This window comes from Rhodanobacteraceae bacterium, from assembly GCA_016713135.1.
GTDB lineage: Bacteria > Pseudomonadota > Gammaproteobacteria > Xanthomonadales > SZUA-5 > JADKFD01.
In genome coordinates this window covers 574,277-589,696 of the sequence record JADJPR010000020.1, presented here as the reverse complement: position 1 = coordinate 589,696, position 15,420 = coordinate 574,277, and the positions used below count along the sequence as shown (strand labels likewise).

Below are 15,420 nucleotides of genomic sequence, written 5' to 3'. Positions count from 1 at the left end.
CCTACTCGAAGCCGTTGGCGAACACCCCGTCGGGCGCTGCTGCCTGGCGGCGGTGGAAGCCGCCGCTCAGGGTGTGGCTGGCGCTGCTGGAAACGGTGGCGTCGGGCTGGCCGAGGGTGCCGCTCAGGGTGAAGCTGGCGGCGCTCATGCGCGCGGCGCCGGCGTCGATGCTGTCGCGGGTCAGGCTGCTCTGCGCGCCTGCCATTCTGGCGCCGATCAGCAAGCCGCAGCCGAGGAGCCAGGCCGGCGGTTCATCGCTGGCCCTCGCGGCTGGCTTCCAGGGCGGCCATGCGGGCCTCGATGCGGGCCAGGCGTGCGGCATCCAGTTCACGCTCCGCGGCCAGTTGCTGCAGGGCCAGCGCGAGGACGGCGCTGAGGCGGTCGTACTTCACGCCCTCCACCCGGCCGGTGTCGTCGCGCACCACCAGGCGCGGGTCGATTGCAGCCACTTCCTCGGCGACGAAGCCCAGATCGGCCTCGCCGCTGCCGCGCCACTCGAATCCCACCGGGCGCAAGGCGCGGGCGGCGGCCAGGCCGAGAGCGGGATCGAGCCCCTCGATAGCCTGCTTGTAGCGTGCGCTCGAGGAGCAACTGGCGATCTGGTTCGACGCGTTGCGGCACAGGGTGGTGCTTCCGGCGCTGCCCAGGGTGTCCACGCGCAGGGTTCCGGCCACGCGCAGGCGGTTGCCGGCCGGATCGTTGACGTTGCCGGCGCCGCTGAACACCGCGCCGCCCTCCGCGCGCACCAGGAACTGCCTGGGACCGCTGCTGGCGTAGAGCCCGGGACTGGTGTCAGCCCACACGAAGCTGCCGTCGTCGCCGTCGAAGTCGCCGGTGCCGGTGATGCCTGCGCAGCCCAGGCCGGGTTCTCCCGAGGATGTGCCCGGGCGGGTCACCGCGCCGATGCCGCCCACCCAGGAGAAATAGCCGCCGGCGCAGTTGTCCGCGCCGTTGCCCACGCTGGCCCCCGCGCCGCTTGCGGTGTTCTCGGTTCCGCCGGACACATGGCTGCGAAATCCGCTGGCGGTGTTTTCGCGGCCGCCGCCCACGCTGGCGGCATCGCCCGAGGCGGTGTTGAAGGCGCCCCCCACAGTTGCGGCATTGGCGCCGCTCGCCTGGTTGGAAAAGCCGGCGAGCACGACGGCGCCGCCTTCCGTGGCATTGTTCAGCTGGCCGCCAAGGACCACCGACGAAGTGGCGCTTGCGGAATTGCCGCGTCCGCCGCCGATGAAGGCGTACATCGCGGTGGTCGCCGCGCCCGATCCATCGCCCGCGGTGTTGTCGTAGCCGCCGACCACCGTGCCGAAGTGGTCGCTGACCTGGTTCGGACCCTCGAAAGGGACATCGGGATCGCTGTCCCCGAGCGGCAAGCCGCCGCCAATCACGGTGGCGCCGCGCACGTTGATGGCGTTGTTGGCGAGGCTGCCGGCCACGATGTTGCTGGTGGCGGGATCCCCTTCGAACAGCGTGCTGCTCGGCGACAGGGTCAGTGCGGGTGCGCTGCGCACCGCGAGCACCAGCGGCCTGGCGTCGGTGGTGCCGAGGAAGTTCTCGCCGGTGGTGCCCGCATTGCCGCCGAGCCCCCAACCGCTGAAGGCCGGCGTGCCGCAGACCACGCTACCGCCGGCGTCCACGCTGCGCATGTACTGGCCGGCGGCGCACACCCCGCTGACGCGCGCCTGGACTTGCGCAGTGTTGATGTCGGCCACGCCCACCGCGCCGTCCTGGAGCATGCCGCCAGTCACGCTGTTGCTGGCGATGGCGATGGTGCCGGTGGTGGTGATGGTGCCACCGCTGAGGCCGGCGCCTGCGGTGATGGCGGTGACCCCGTTGCCGCTGTCGTCGGTTTCGCAGACCACGCCGCCGCTGGCATCGATGCTGCGGATCGACTGGCCCGCGACGCAACTGGCGGCCACCCGCCGCTGCACCTGGCTGCTGTCCACATCCGCGCTGCCGATGCTGCCATCGACCACGCTCAGGCCGTTGACCGAATTGGCCAGGGCGACCGCGGCGGACCAGGCATAGGGCGCCGCCGTCAGCGGCGTGCGCGGCGACAGCGTCTGGTAGCTGCCGCTGCCCACGGGCCGCACCCGGATCTCAAGCCACTGGGCGTCACCGGCGAACTGCGCCGGGCCGAAGTCCAGGGTGGTGGCGAACAGCCCATCGCTGACGGAGATGCCAGGGCGCGCGACGGTGGCGCCGATCTGCAGCGCGCCGCTGGCCGAATCGTACAGACGGAACTCGAAATCGTGCGCGCCGTTGGCGGGCGCCCCGGCCGTGCGCAACTCGCCCTGGTAGGTGAAGGCCGGCCCCAGCGGCGCCGCCGTCGCCGTGCCGGCCAGCCAGCATGCCGCCATCATCGTCCACACCAACCTGCCCATCGCCTGCCTCCCTGCCTGATCCATCGGATGGCGGAAGCCTGGGGCAGACCCGCGGCAAGCGCTTGAGGCTGCCGTGAGATTTTCCTGATATTTTCGTCAGATCAAACGCTTAGCAGGCGCGGACGGATGACGCAGGGGATCCGCGGGTATCGCTTCGGGGATTTCACCCTGGATCTGGACACCGCCCGACTGCAGCGCGCGGGCGCTGAGCCGGTGGCGCTGCGCCGGCTCGTCCTGCGCGTGCTGACCCTGCTGCTGGAGAACGCGCCGAACCTGGTCAGCCGCGACCGGCTGCTCGACCATGCCTGGGGGCGCCAGGCGGTGTCCGATGGCGTGGTGGCGCAAGTCATCAAGGAACTGCGGCAACTGCTCGGCGACAACGCGCAGCAGCCGCGCTATCTGGAGACCCGCCCGCGCCAGGGCTACCGGATCCTGCTGCCGGCGGAGGCGATCCTGCGGGCGCCGGCCGAGGCGGCGGGCGACGGTGCTGCGCAGCCAGGCACCTTGGCACCGGCGGTGATCGCTTCGGGAGACCCGGAAAACGCGGTATCAGCCAACCGGCCGAGGCGTTGGCGGGCGTGGCAACTGGCCGCGGCGGTGCTGCTCCTGCTGCTCGTGGGTGTGGCCCTGTTCTGGCGCCCGCAGTCCGCGGGCGATCCGGCCCTGGCGGCGGATGCATTGCGCATGGACTGGCACCGACTGGTGGACCGCGCGCCGGCGGAGCTCCCGCTGGCCGATGCGCGGGTGGCGGCGGACGCCCTGCTGGCGCGCGGCGACATGGCCGCGGTGCACGCGCTGGTGGCGGCGCAGAGGCCGCAGGCACGCGATGCCTGGGAGCGCGGCCTGCTCGATCTGATTGCCCTGCGTGCGGATGGCCGCGAGCACGACGCGCTGGCGCGGGTGGAGGCCTTGCTGGCACTGCGGCCGGACGACTTGCCGCTGCGTCTGTTGCGCGCGGAGCTGGAGGCGGCGTGGCGGGCGCCGTCCCGACGCGCGCCGCCGGTGACCGACCCGGCCCTGCCGCCGGAGCGCCAGTTGCTGCAACAGGCGCGCACCGCCGGCGCGGCGGGCGATGCCCAGGCGCAGCATCAGCATGCGCGCGCGGCGATCGAACTCGCTGGCGAGCGCTCGCCGGTGCTGCGCGAACTGGCGCGCATCGAACTCGGGCTGGCGCTGGCAAAGATGGGCGACAGCGAGAGCGCCGATGGCGCCTTCGCACGCGCGCAGGCGGCCCTGGCGGAGGCCGGGTTTCACCGGCTTGCGCTGGCAGCGCTGCTGCAGCGCTCGGCGCTCGCCCGGCGCACCGGGCGGGCCACCCAGGTGCTGCCGGCACTGGAGGCGGAGGACCCGCGTGTGGCCGAGCGCGGGGATGTGGCCATGCGCGCGGAGCTGACCCGCCACCGCGGCATCCTGGTCGGCATCGGCGGCGATTTCGCCACCTCGCTCGCCCTGCTGGAAAGTGCCGCGGCGATGTTCGTCGATCTCGGCGACCACGCGCGCGCGTCGAGCGCCCTGAACGCGAGCAGCGGACCCCTCGGCCGCCTGGGTCGCAATGCCGAGGTGCCTGCGCGCCTGGCCGAGGCGCGCCGCCATGCGGCCCTGAGCCAGCATCCCGAAAGCGCTGCGGCGATCGCCGGAAACCTCGGCCTGTTCCACTGGCGCCGAGGCGAGATCGGCGCCGCGACGGGCGGCATGCGTGAGGCGCTGGAACACTTCGAGCGCGCCGATCGCGCCGACGATGTGGCCCAGGCGCGCAACAACCTGGCGACCCTGATGCGCGAAGCGGGCGAGGCCGCGCAGGCGCTGGCACTGCGCGAACTGGCGGTCTCCCACGCGCGCCAGGCCGGACTGCGTTCCGACCTGGCCACCCGGTTGTACGGCCTGGCCGAGGACCTGCGGGCGCGTGGCGACACATCGGCGCGCTGATCGCGCTGGCCGAATCCGAGGCGCTCTACCGTGAGATCGCCGATCCGGTGTCGCTGCAGGCCATCGCCTGCCTGCGCGGCCTCTGGGCGCTCGAGGGCGACCGCATCGCCGAGGCCCGGCGGGCGTTGCCGGCCACTCCGCCCGGGGCGCGGCCCACCGCCGACCAGGCTGCCTGCGATGCCCTGGCTGTGCGCGTGCTTGCACGCGAAGGCCGCCCTGCGGACGCGCTGGCGCGGGTCGACGAGCGCCTGGGGGCCTTGGATCAGGCCGGCCAGCGCTTGCTGGCGCAGCAGGCGCGCCTGTTGCGCGCCGAACTGCTGATCGACCTGGGCCGCGCACAGGCCGCGAGGACAGAACTGGAAGCGCTGCGCGCGCAGTCCTTGCAGGACGGACACGTCGCGCTGGAGCGCGGCATCGCGCTCGCCTGGCTGCGCCTCAGCCGTGGCGATCCAGCCGCCCGGGCGCTGGCGCTGGAAGCGGCCGATGCCCTGCTGCGGCGCCATCCGGACCAGCCGGCGCAACTGCGCTTGTCTGCCTGGTGGCGGCCACTGCCGGCTCGGCAGCCCGGGAAGACTGCCGCGACCGCGCCGCCGCACTGGACCTCGCCGGCATCGCCCGCGAGGCGCTGGCTGAGCGCCGCCAGTCTCAGTAGCTTGTCCCGTCCTTGTGCAGGAAGATCCAGCGCCCGTCCGCGTCCTGGCGCGCGGCCAGGTCCACGTCCGGATAGCTCGCGGCATCGCGCGGATCGCGGCCGCCGATCTCGAGGTAGGTCGCCGGGCGGTCGCTGCGGTTGACCAGCTGGTGCGCGTTCGGGTCGCCGGCGCGGAAGCCGGCGACCATGCCGGGGACCAGGGTCTGTTCGCCCTGGTCCGTGACCAGCACCACCTCGCCGTCGAGGATGTACACCAACTCGTCCTCGTGGGTGTGCCAATGGCGCATCGACGATTCCGCGCCGGGATGGAGCACGGTCAGGTTGACGCCGAAGCCGGTCAGGCCGAAGGCATCCCCGAGCGCGCGCTTCTCGCGCGGCAGCACCCGCGAGCGGAAGGGCTCCGGGTACAGCGAGGAAGGTGCGGGCGGGCAGGTCGAGGGCGCGCAGGGCAGGCATGGCGGCATCCGGCGGAGGAAGGCCACCATTGTCCCGCGCGGTGCGATCGGTCGCGAGGGCGAGATCGGTCAGTTCGCGAGCAGGCGCAGCGCGAGCCAGGCCGGCGCGCCGACATAGAAGGCCAGGCGCGCCAGCCATTCGATCTGATCGCGGGCGGCGGCAGCGCGCGCGGGTGCGCGCCAGGCAGCGAGCGCGACCGCGCATTCGGCGAGGATGCGCAGCGCCGCCGCATACATCATCAGGCCGATCGACCACGCCGCCCACCAGATCGCGAGGGCGACCAGCCAGGCTTGCGCGCCGAAGGTCTGCCACTCGCCGAAAGTGCCGCCGAAGGCGATGTACTGGTGCAGGCGGAAGGCGGGCAGGGCGGGCAGCAGCGGGAACAGCGCGAACTTGACCAGCGCGTGGTCCAGCCGCGGGCGGTGCGCGGCAGCGCGCGCGGCGGCGGCCGCGGCGCGCCGGGCGGAGGCGTCGTCGATGCTGGCGGGCGAGCCAGCCGCCGCCAGGGCACGTGCGAGCGATTGCGGATCGGCGATGCGCAGGCCCTGCGCGAGGCGCCGGCCGGAGGCGAGCAGCAGGTCGACCCCCGGACCAGGCAGCGGCAGGCGCCAGGCCCACAGCGCCTGGATCGAGGCGAGCGGAACCTCGACACGCTGGCCGCGCTGGCGCAGCACCAGATGCCCGGACTCGATGCGCGCCTGCGCCGCGAACCCGCGCTGGATCGCCCACGCGACCACCAGCGGCAGGACCACGGCGGCCAGATACACCCGGATCTGGCCCAGCGAGTTCACCTGCAAGCCCTCGCGCAGCATGCCGAGCGCGAGCCAGACCAGGCCTCCGGCGGCGACCAGCCGCAACAGTCCCGTCGCCACGCGCCAGGCGGGCGTCAGCAGGACGAGGTCGGCAGTCCAGGTGGCCGGATCGATCGTGGTTGCAGTGCCGGCGGCGGGCAAGCGCGCGCGGATCGCGCGCAGCAGGCCGGCGAGGACCAGTATTGCCAGCAGTGCCAGCGCCGCGCGGCCCAGCCAGTCGCCCCAGGCTACCATCAGGGTTGGCGGCGGATCGCGCGCCGGGACCGCGCCGGCAAGTACCGCCTGGTCGCCCATCGCGGTGCTGACCAGCACCTCGCCGGCGGGATCGACGAAGGCGGTCAAGCCGTTGGTGGTGACGCGCAACTGCGGCATCCGCGTTTCGATGCTGCGGAAGGCGGCGACCGCCAGATGCAGCCGCGCGCCGATCGGCTGCGTAGTGAACCAGGCATCGTTGGACATGCCGACGATGGCCTGCGCGCCCAGGCGCGCGCCGTCGATGGCGAGTTGCGGGCGTACATCGTCCAGGCAGATCAGCGGCAGCACGTTCAGCTCGCGCCCATCGGCGGTGCGCAGCGGAACACCCCCGCGCGCCGTTGCCGGGCAGCCAGGAGCCGGCCCAGGGCAGCAGGCCGCGCAGCCCGAACTGCTCCATCCACGCGGGCACATGTTCCGTCAGCGGGAACGGATGGGTCTTGCGGTAATAGCCGCGCAGGCCGTCCTGCGGTTCGACAAAGGCCGCCGCGTTGTATTCGCCCGCGTCATCCACATCGTAGGTGCCGAACACCAGCGGCACACCGGCCGCGGTGACGAAATCGAGGATCTCGCGGTCCAGCGCGGCGCCATCCTCGCTGCGCGGATGGCCGAAGGGCGTCGGGTAAACCGTTTCCGACCACAGCAGCGCATCCACGCCGTGATGCTCGATGGCCGCGCGCGACAGCCCGAAGTGGGTGTCCAGGACCTGACGGACCACCGCGTAGGCGCCGACTTCCTGGCGCCGCCGTTCGTAGTCGACGATACCCGACTGGATCATGCCGACGCGCAGTTCCGGCACCGGCGCGGCGAGATGCGCATCCAGCGCGGCGAGGCGCCAATAGCCGTAGCCGGCCAGCAGGGCGGGCAGCGCCGATGCCAGCGCCAGCGGCGGCAGCCACCGGCGCCAGCCGGCGCGCCACTGCAGTACCGCGTATGCCAGCGCTGCATTGACGAGCAGCAGCGCCAGCGTCAACAGCGCCGCACCGCCGAGATCCGCCGCCTGGCGCATCCACACCGCAGGCGCCAGGCCGTGGCCGAGGGTATCGCCCAGCAGCTTCGGGAATGCCCATTCGCAGCCCACCCAGGCGCAGCCCGCCGCCAGCGCGGTCAGTGCAGGCCCATGCCTGCTCGATGCGAGGCGCTGCGCCAGCGCAAAGGCCAGCCACTGCGGTTGCAGCAGCGGCGCCAACGCCAGCAGCACCAGCAGGGCGGGCGCGGTACCGATCCCGGTGTACTGACCGACCGCAGCGCCAAACCACGGCAGCACCGCAGCCATGAAGGCCAGCGACATCAGCCAGCCGCTGGCGAGCGCGCCGAGGGCCGTGCGCGTGCCGCGCAGCGCCAGCAGCCAGGGCACCAGCGCGACGAAGCCCAGAGGCCAGGCCCCGCGCGCGTAGGCCGCCAGCAGCAGGGCGCTGGCGGCAACGCCGGCGAAGGTGTGCCAGCGCGGCGGGGCAGGGCGTTGCGACTTCGGGTCTGGCGATTCCGGGTTCAATCACTCACCTCGGCGGTCGTGTCGACGGGGGCGCCCCCCCGCCCCCTCGGCAACGGGCGGAGCGCGGCGCGCCGATCACTCCGGCGGCGGCGGAATCTCGATCCGGCGCGGCGCCAGGCCCGGCGGCACCAGCTCCGGCGGCACCACGCGGTCCTCCGGGATCGGGATCACGCGCCCGCTGGCGTCGCGCAGCACGAAATCCGGCGCGAACATCAGGATCGCCTCGATCGGCTGGCCGTCGTCGGTGACCTGGTGGTGGCGCACATAACCCGGTGGCAGCGGGAAGTCCTCCGGCACCGCGATGCCCACCAGCGGCGGGCTGGTGCCGGGCGGATTGAAGGCGGCGATGCCGCCGCGCTCGCCGCTCGCGCGCAGGGCCTGGATCAGCTCTGTCGAGGTCGGTTCCGGATCGCCCGGCGAAAAGTAGGTGGCGATGTCGTTCAGGTCGCCGCTGCGGGCATCGTCCGGCGCGGTCGGCATGCTGCGTGGGAGCTCGGGCGCGGGGGCGGGCACCGGCAAGGCCGCGGGAGCCGCAGGCGCGGGCTCTGGTGCCCGAGCGACCTCAACCACCGGCAGCGCGGCTGGCGTTTGCGCCGCACCCTGCGCGGGCGGCGGGTTGGCCGGCTTCATTCCGGGACGCATCTGCCAGTAACCGAAGATCGCGGCGCCGATCGCCAGCGCCGCGACAACGAGCGCCGGCCGCAGGCTCGGGCCGTGCTCGCGGATGATCCGGACACCGTCGCCGTCCGCGGGGGACGGCGCGGTGCCTTCATGGCCGGGCTGCGCCATCGGCGGCCTCCCGGCTCAGCCTTCAGGGGCTTGGCGGGTTGTAGGTCGACAGCGCCCAACCCATGCGCTCGTGGCCGTAGCGGTTCCAGATCGGGCTCTTGCCGCTGGTGAAGCTGGTGTAGCGCGGCGCGCCGGTGCCGGTGCTGCCACCCCACAGGCCGGCCGAGACGGTGCCGCCGGTGTAGGTCGGATGCACGTCGTCGGACTGGATGTAGTCGTAGCTGCTGGAGGACGACACGAAGTGCGTGTTGGCATCGCGCAGGGTGGTGCGCAGCGTGGACGTGATGCGCGTCACATAGCTCGACTCGCTCTCGCCGGCGACATAGCGCAGCGCGTCGGAATCGACCTGGCCGTCGCCGTTGCTGTCGTAGTCCGCACCCATGTACTGGGCGAAGCTGTCGGCGCACTTGAAGCCCTTCTGGCGCGCGTATTCGCACATCCAGTAGTTCATCTTCGCGATCACCGGCAGGAAGGTGGTGCGCATGTTGACGGTGGCGCCGGTGGCCGAATCCTTGCAGGTGCTCTGCACGTTGTCGGCGTTGTAGCCGGGGTAGTACAGGTTGGAAATGACCTTCAGCTTGACGTTCGGGCTGGCGTTGGCGTTGATGTAGTCCATCGCCGCGGCCACGTAGGTCTTGCAGTTGTTCAGCGCGGTGTTCAGCACGCCGTAGTTGCAGGTGCCGGACTGGTCCTTGAACGCGGTGCGCGCCTGCAGGCCGTCGTTGCCGCACATCTCGAAGGTCACCACGCGGGTGCTGGCGGCCTGCATGTAGGAGCGTTCGGAGACGATCTTGTTGTTGTAGACGTCCGAGGCCACGGCGCCGGACTTGGCGCGGCGGATGCTCTCGATGTCGGCGTTCCACAGCGCCGACAGGTACTCGGCGTCCACCGTCGGCGCGGAATACTTGGCCGCATTGCTGATCGAGGTGTTGTAGCCGGCGTAGATCGAATCGCCGTAGGCCACGACGCGATACTTGGCGGTGGTGCCGGAGCGGTCCACCGTCCACGAGACGTTCTGATTCAGGGTGCTGCCGAAGGCTTGGCCGCCAATGGCGAGCAGCAAGCCGCACACGATCCCGCGCGTTGCAGTGTTCATGAAGTCCTCCCCAGGACGAAGATGTACGCGACAGCCGCCGGATGGCAGCTACCCCAGTTGACGTAAGCAATCTCCCATGGCGCTGGCACCTTTGCAGGGTTCCCCCCAGCACCGCCGCGCAGGCTAATCCTGTCGCCCGGTCAGGGTCAATACGTCAGGGTATGGAAAGCGCGGATTGCGCCGGAGCATCAAACCCCCCAGCGCTGGTCGCGCTCGACCTCGTCGCAAACGTCCTTGGTTTCCTTCAGGCCGAGTCCGGTGATCGAGCGCAGCAGCTTGATCGCCTCCAGCTTCTGGCGCGCCTGCAGCAGGGCGAGCACTTGCTGCGCCTGCTCGCCGGCGAGTTCCGCGTCGGAGCCCTGGTTGCGCAAGGCCGAGCGCAGGGAGGAGAGCGCCAGTGGATCGGTACTGGGGGCGATCGACTCGCCACTGGCCCTGCTGGTCGCACGGGTCGGCGGCGGATGGTCATCGCGCCGCAGCATCCGCGCAAACAGCCAGCCACCCACGAAGCCAAGCACGATGCCGCCGGTCAGCGGATCGACACCTTGCGCCTGCAGCCATGCGGAGAACTCGCCCATCGGGATTCCTGGTGATTCGATCGAATTCGCACGCGGCGCGGCTGCGACTGCCGGAAGCATAGGTCCCAATGCAGGTAGACTTCCCGCCCCGCGTCCACGCCCGTTGGCTGGAGCCTCGATGACCGACGCCATCGGCAATTTGTTCGTGATCGCCGCGCCCTCGGGTGCCGGCAAGACTTCGCTGGTGCGCGCGCTGGTGGAGCGCGATGCGCGGTTGCAGCTGTCGGTGTCGCACACCACGCGCGCGGCGCGTCCGGGTGAGGTGGACGGCGAGCATTACCACTTCACCGATGTGGCGCATTTCGAGCAGTTGATCGCGCAGGAGCGCTTGCTGGAGCACGCGCTGGTGCACGGCAACCACTACGGCACCGGGCGCGACCAGGTGGCCGCCGCGTTTGCGAATGGGCGCGATGTGATCCTGGAGATCGACTGGCAGGGCGCGCGCCAGATCCGCCAGCGCTTCCCGGCCTGCGTGACCATCTTCATCCTGCCGCCCTCGCGCGACACGCTGTTCCAGCGCCTGCGCGACCGCGGCCAGGACAGTCCCGAGGTGATCGCGCGGCGGATCGCCAATGCGCGCGGCGAGATGGAACACGCCACCGAGTTCGACTACCTGATCGTCAACGACCGCTTCGACGATGCGCTCGACGATCTCGCCGCCATCGTGCGCGCCGTGCGCCTGTCGATGCGCATCCAGGGCCCGCGCCAGGCGGGGCTGCTGGCGCAGTTGCTGGGGTAGGGTGGAGCGGGGGAGGTGAAGCGGGTCAGGGGGCAGGGGACCTGCACTGGTGTTCTATCCGTGCAGCGAGGTGGGGTGGGAACCTAGTGTGGTGTTCCGTAATTACCTTGAATTATTTCCGCGCCTTTTGCGCCGATGCGGCGTTGCTCGTCGTCGCCATAGCCCTGCTGCGACTCCTCCTCTCGCCTTGCCTCGCCGCAAAATTCATCGGAAATTTCTTCAACTACGGAACACCACACTAGTGTCCTGTCCCGCAAATACCATCGAATGGTTCCGGCGTCTTTCGCCGCAATGCTGCGTTGCTCGTCGTCGCCATAGAACCACTATGGCTTCTCCTCGCGCCTTGTCTCGCGACGAAATCCATCCGGAACTTCTTCGCGCTACTTGCGAGACAGGACACTGGTTACCAGGTTTGCAGCAGTGGCAGGATGTTCCCGACCGATGATGCAACCGGTCCTCCAGGGACCTAGACCCTTACCCGGAGCGCAGGTCCGGTCCCTCGCCCCCTGCCCCGCTTCACCTCCCCCGCTCCATCTTCCCCACCTCACCGCGGCAACTCCACCCTGACCAGGCACCCGCGCGCGTCTTCGCGGTTGCGCAGGTCCAGCGTGCCGCCGTGGTTCTCGACGATCTGGCGGGCCAGCACCAGACCGACGCCGCTGCCACCCGGCTTGGTGGTGAAGAAGGGGACGAAAAGATTCTCGGTCTTGGCCAGCCCCGGGCCGTCGTCCTCGATCTCGATGCGCACCGATGCTGCTTGCGGCAGCAGGCGCGCGCGCACGCCGCCGCCGGTTTCGAGTGCGGCTTCTGCGGCGTTCTTGATCAGATTGATCAGGGCCTGTTCCAACTGGTCGGCGTCGGCGCGGATCTCGATCTCGGGAAGGTCTCCGACCTCGATCTGGCGGCGCTGTTCCAACCGCGCCACGCGCCGCAACAAAGGCGCCAGCGCGACCGCGCGCTTGCTCGGCGCCGGCAGGCGCGCCAGGCGGGTGTAGGAGGACATGAAGCGGGTCAGCGACTCCGCGCGGTCGCCGATCACGCCGAGCGCACCTTGCACGTCCTCGCGCCAGTCCGGCGCCAGCGGCTCGCGCGCGATCATCGTGGACAGGGTGCCGGCCATCGACCGGATCGGCGCCAGCGAATTGTTCAGTTCGTGCCCGAGCACCCGGATCAATCGCTGCCAGGCCTGGCGTTCTTCCTCGCGCAAGGCGCGCGAGAGGTCGCTGATCGCCAGCAGTTCATGCGGTTTGCCACCCTCGCGGAAGCTCGCCCGGCGGACCTCGAAGCTGCCGCTGCCGCCGGGGAAGGCGCGCTTCAGGGTTGCCGGGGTCTCGCTGTCGCAGCAGGATTCCAGGCCCAGTTCCAGCGCGCTCTGCCCCAGCGCCTGCTCGCAGCGCAGCGCCAGCAGGCGCTCGCCGGCGGCGTTGATCAGCTTGAGCCGGCGCTGGTCGTCGAAGGCGAAGATGGCGATGTCCACGCTGCCCAGCACCTTGCCCAGCAGGGCGCCGGTCTCCTCGACCCGCAGGCGTTCCTCGCGCAGGGTGGACGACAGCGCATTGACCTCCCACAGCACCTCGCCCAGCGCATCCCCGCGCCGCGCCGAGATGCTGCGCAGGCTGTAATCGCCCGCGCGCAGCGAATCGAGCAGGCTCACCAGCGTCAGCAGCGGATGCACCACCGCCCGCCGCAGGCGCCGCCACAGCCAGGCGCTCGCCACCAGCAGCCCGCCGATCGCCGCCATCCGACCCGCCGGGGGCCAGTTCAGCCGCCACAGCAGCCAGCACGCGACCCCCAGCGCCGGCGCGGTGAGCGCGAGCGACCACAGGGCGACGCGGGTTTCGTAGGAGGGGGAGGCCATCAGGAGCGGGAAAAGCGGGGCAAGGGGCAGGGGGCAGGGGACGCAACCGGGGGGCACAGCCGCGATCTTGTCGCCGTCCGAGCGCATGCAGAGTCCCGGTCAGCGCGCTGCGCCCCGTCCCCTGCCCCCTGCCCCTTGCCCCGCTCTTTCACGCCTCTCCCTCCTCCCCCGCCCCGCGGATCCCGAACTTCTCCAGCCGCCGGTACAGCGCGGCGCGTGACAGGCCGAGGATGTCGGAGGCGCGCTGGACGTTGCCTTCGGCGCGGATCATGGCGCGGCGCACCAGCAGTTCCTCGGCGGCGTCCAGGGTCAGGTGGTCGATCTCGGTTTCGCTCTGGCGCTGCGGCGCGAAGCTGAAGTCGAGGTCGCCGATCTCGTCGGCGCGCGACATCAGCACCGCGCGCTCGATCACGTGCGACAGCTCGCGCACATTGCCGGGCCAGGCGTAGCCGAGGAGCGCGCGTTCCGCGGCGGGCGACAGGCACACGTCTTCGCGCTGGTAGCGCTGGCCGAAACGCGCCAGCAGCCGGCGGGCCAACGGCAGGATGTCTTCGCGCCGCTCGCGCAGCGGCGGCAGGCGCAGTTCCACGGTATTCAGGCGGAACAGCAGGTCCTTGCGGAAGCGGCCCTTGGCCACGTCGTCGGCAAGGTCCGCGTTGGTTGCCGAGACCAGCCGCACATGCGCCTTGCTGGTGCGCGAGGAGCCCAGGCGCTCGAACTCGCCGTCTTCCAGCACGCGCAGCAGCTTGGGTTGCTGCGAGAGCGGGATGTTGCCGACCTCGTCGAGGAACAGGGTGCCGCCGTCAGCCAGCTCGAAGCGGCCGATGCGGTCCTGCTTGGCGTCGGTGAAGGCGCCGCGCACATGGCCGAACATCTCGGACTCGAACACGGTTTCGGCGATGCCGCCCATGTTGACCTTGATCAGCGGCTTGTCGGCGCGCCGCGAGTTGCGGTGCAAGAGGTCGGCGATCAGGCCCTTGCCGGTGCCGTTCTCGCCGAGGATCAGCACGTTCGCCTCGGTGGGGCCGACGCGCTGGATCATGTCCAGCACCGGGCGCATGGCCGCCGACTCGGCGATGAACTCGCCCGATTCGGTGCCGCGCAAGATTTCCACCTCGCGCTCCAACCGCTGGGCGCGCCGGCGGGTGGCGCCCAGCGCCGCCTGGTTGCGCAGGATCGCCAGCAGGCGCGCGTTGTCCCAGGGTTTCTCGACGAAGTCATTGGCGCCGCGGCGCATCGCCTCCACCGCGATGTCGATGGTGCCCCAGGCGGTCATCACCACCACCGGCAGCTCGGCGTCCAGCGCGCGAATGCGCTCGAGCAGATCGAGGCCCTCCTGGCCGCTGGTGGTGTCGCGGGTGTAGTTCAGGTCCATCAGCACCACCGAGACCGCCTGCTTCTTCAGGGTCTCGATCACCGCGTCGGGATGCATCGATTGCAGCGAAGGCATGCCCTCGGACTTGAGCAGGAAGCGCAGGGCCTCGAGGACATCGCGCTGGTCGTCGGCAATCAGGATGGGCAGGTCGGACATTTCATCGGATTTCCGGAGGGTTCGGAGCGCCTCACGCAGATTGCGTGCCAGCGGCTGCATTCGCCAAACACACGGTCTGCAGCGCAGATTAGCCCCTGCTCTTGCGAAAGTGTTCGATTCCGGACAGTGCCGTGTCCGCCGGCGGCGGCTCGGGTCAGGGGCTTGCTGTCCCCGCGACGCCGGGTGCATCGTTTCCCAGCGCAAACCCGTGCATCCATCGCCCCGCTTGCGGCGTAAGATCGTCACCGGTTCCGTTGCCGATCGTTCCTCATCAAGGGGGTGTCGTATGTCCGAAGTCCGTTCCACCGGTCCGCTGCGCTGGGTGAGTGAGACCCTGGGTGGTTTGTTCCGCACGGAATCGCTGGATCCCAAGGAAGAAGTCTTCGTCAGCGTGCTGTTCGCTTTGCTGGGCTCGCTGGCGCGCGCCGACGGTGTGGTCACCGCCGAGGAAGCCGAGCACGGCGAGCAACTGATCGACCGCATGCAACTGCCCAAGGTCGGGCGCAAGCTGGCGGTGGCGAGCTTCGAGCGCGGACGCGCCGGCGGCCTCGATGTGGAGGCCGAGATTGCGCGCTTCCTCAAGGTGTTCCCGACCAGTTCCACGCACTCGGAGCAACTTCTCGATGCGCTGCTGACGTTGGCGCACTCGGATGGCCGCATGCGCATCCCGGAGAAGTCCTGGCTGACGCGGGTGGGCAAGAGCCTCGGGGTGGATGCCGATGTGATGCGCGAGCGGATCGGGAACTGAGCTGGCGGGCCCCGAGGCGCGCGGAGCGTCGCCTCGCGTCTACTCGGTGCGCGCAGCGCGTATCGGGCAGCCAGAAAAAACCGAATGCCTTGCGGTGTAGGCCGGGG

The 15,420-nt window shown here is 70.8% G+C and carries 11 protein-coding genes and 2 pseudogenes; 3 read left to right on the top strand and 10 right to left on the bottom strand.

Features of this window, described 5'->3' with window-relative positions; all coding sequences use genetic code 11:
- Position 1 precedes the first annotated feature (1 nt).
- Positions 2-205 carry a hypothetical protein gene (locus IPK27_17495; GenBank protein MBK8069349.1) on the bottom strand — a complete coding sequence of 68 codons (204 nt, stop codon included), beginning with the start codon at positions 203-205 and terminating at the stop codon, positions 2-4.
- A 46-nt stretch (positions 206-251) separates the two neighbouring features.
- On the bottom strand, positions 252-2,381 hold the full coding sequence (locus tag IPK27_17490; protein ID MBK8069348.1) for a tail fiber domain-containing protein: 2,130 nt from the start codon (positions 2,379-2,381) through the stop codon (positions 252-254).
- Positions 2,382-2,507: 126 nt separating this feature from the next.
- Here IPK27_17490 and IPK27_17485 point away from each other — a divergent pair, with 126 nt between their 5' ends.
- Positions 2,508-4,307 (top strand): winged helix-turn-helix domain-containing protein, encoded by a 1,800-nt coding sequence (locus tag IPK27_17485; GenBank protein ID MBK8069347.1) that lies wholly within the window; start codon positions 2,508-2,510, stop codon positions 4,305-4,307.
- 645 nt (positions 4,308-4,952) lie between these two features.
- On the opposite strand, the gene IPK27_17480 is transcribed toward IPK27_17485, so the two are convergent.
- The 6 genes and pseudogenes from IPK27_17480 to IPK27_17455 form a co-directional block, all read right to left on the bottom strand.
- Positions 4,953-5,423 (bottom strand): cupin domain-containing protein, encoded by a 471-nt coding sequence (locus tag IPK27_17480; protein ID MBK8069346.1) that lies wholly within the window; start codon positions 5,421-5,423, stop codon positions 4,953-4,955.
- Between the two features lie 60 nt (positions 5,424-5,483).
- A pseudogene (gene lnt / locus IPK27_17475) lies at positions 5,484-7,974 on the bottom strand (apolipoprotein N-acyltransferase).
- A 75-nt stretch (positions 7,975-8,049) separates the two neighbouring features.
- Entirely contained in the window at positions 8,050-8,763 is a 714-nt protein-coding gene (locus IPK27_17470; protein MBK8069345.1) for a hypothetical protein, read from the bottom strand.
- A gap of 22 nt (positions 8,764-8,785) precedes the next feature.
- Positions 8,786-9,859 (bottom strand): SGNH/GDSL hydrolase family protein, encoded by a 1,074-nt coding sequence (locus IPK27_17465; protein MBK8069344.1) that lies wholly within the window; start codon positions 9,857-9,859, stop codon positions 8,786-8,788.
- A 188-nt stretch (positions 9,860-10,047) separates the two neighbouring features.
- Positions 10,048-10,437: a ribosomal protein L7/L12 gene (locus tag IPK27_17460; GenBank protein MBK8069343.1), complete on the bottom strand. Its 390-nt coding sequence runs from the start codon at positions 10,435-10,437 to the stop codon at positions 10,048-10,050.
- Positions 10,389-10,607 (bottom strand): annotated as a pseudogene (locus IPK27_17455) (hypothetical protein). Before IPK27_17455 ends, IPK27_17460 begins: the two are co-directional and overlap by 49 nt.
- Between IPK27_17455 and gmk the strand changes: the two are divergent.
- Positions 10,556-11,176, top strand: a complete 621-nt coding sequence (gene gmk, locus IPK27_17450) for a guanylate kinase (GenBank protein ID MBK8069342.1) — start codon at positions 10,556-10,558, stop codon at positions 11,174-11,176. The pseudogene IPK27_17455 and the gene gmk sit on opposite strands and share 52 nt — an antisense overlap.
- A gap of 544 nt (positions 11,177-11,720) precedes the next feature.
- Here gmk and IPK27_17445 read toward each other — a convergent pair.
- Together IPK27_17445 and IPK27_17440 are read right to left on the bottom strand one after the other, a co-directional pair.
- Positions 11,721-13,034 carry a hypothetical protein gene (locus tag IPK27_17445; protein MBK8069341.1) on the bottom strand — a complete coding sequence of 438 codons (1,314 nt, stop codon included), beginning with the start codon at positions 13,032-13,034 and terminating at the stop codon, positions 11,721-11,723.
- Positions 13,035-13,182: 148 nt separating this feature from the next.
- The gene (locus IPK27_17440) at positions 13,183-14,565 is read right to left on the bottom strand and encodes a sigma-54-dependent Fis family transcriptional regulator (protein ID MBK8069340.1); all 1,383 of its coding nucleotides are present in this window, start codon (positions 14,563-14,565) and stop codon (positions 13,183-13,185) included.
- A gap of 286 nt (positions 14,566-14,851) precedes the next feature.
- Here IPK27_17440 and IPK27_17435 point away from each other — a divergent pair, with 286 nt between their 5' ends.
- On the top strand, positions 14,852-15,313 hold the full coding sequence (locus tag IPK27_17435) for a TerB family tellurite resistance protein (protein ID MBK8069339.1): 462 nt from the start codon (positions 14,852-14,854) through the stop codon (positions 15,311-15,313).
- The last annotated feature ends 107 nt before the right edge of the window (positions 15,314-15,420 follow it).

What these genes read in the sequence shown, in the direction of transcription:
- IPK27_17440 (MBK8069340.1), bottom strand. Translation starts at nt 14,565, where the DNA reads ATGTCCGACCTGCCCATCCTGATTGCCGACGACCAGCGCGATGTCCTC.
- IPK27_17490 (MBK8069348.1), bottom strand. Translation starts at nt 2,381, where the DNA reads ATGGGCAGGTTGGTGTGGACGATGATGGCGGCATGCTGGCTGGCCGGC.
- IPK27_17465 (MBK8069344.1), bottom strand. Translation starts at nt 9,859, where the DNA reads ATGAACACTGCAACGCGCGGGATCGTGTGCGGCTTGCTGCTCGCCATT.
- IPK27_17470 (MBK8069345.1), bottom strand. Translation starts at nt 8,763, where the DNA reads ATGGCGCAGCCCGGCCATGAAGGCACCGCGCCGTCCCCCGCGGACGGC.
- IPK27_17485 (MBK8069347.1), top strand. Translation starts at nt 2,508, where the DNA reads ATGACGCAGGGGATCCGCGGGTATCGCTTCGGGGATTTCACCCTGGAT.
- IPK27_17480 (MBK8069346.1), bottom strand. Translation starts at nt 5,423, where the DNA reads ATGCCGCCATGCCTGCCCTGCGCGCCCTCGACCTGCCCGCCCGCACCT.
- IPK27_17445 (MBK8069341.1), bottom strand. Translation starts at nt 13,034, where the DNA reads ATGGCCTCCCCCTCCTACGAAACCCGCGTCGCCCTGTGGTCGCTCGCG.
- IPK27_17460 (MBK8069343.1), bottom strand. Translation starts at nt 10,437, where the DNA reads ATGGGCGAGTTCTCCGCATGGCTGCAGGCGCAAGGTGTCGATCCGCTG.
- gmk (MBK8069342.1), top strand. Translation starts at nt 10,556, where the DNA reads ATGACCGACGCCATCGGCAATTTGTTCGTGATCGCCGCGCCCTCGGGT.
- IPK27_17435 (MBK8069339.1), top strand. Translation starts at nt 14,852, where the DNA reads ATGTCCGAAGTCCGTTCCACCGGTCCGCTGCGCTGGGTGAGTGAGACC.
- IPK27_17495 (MBK8069349.1), bottom strand. Translation starts at nt 205, where the DNA reads ATGGCAGGCGCGCAGAGCAGCCTGACCCGCGACAGCATCGACGCCGGC.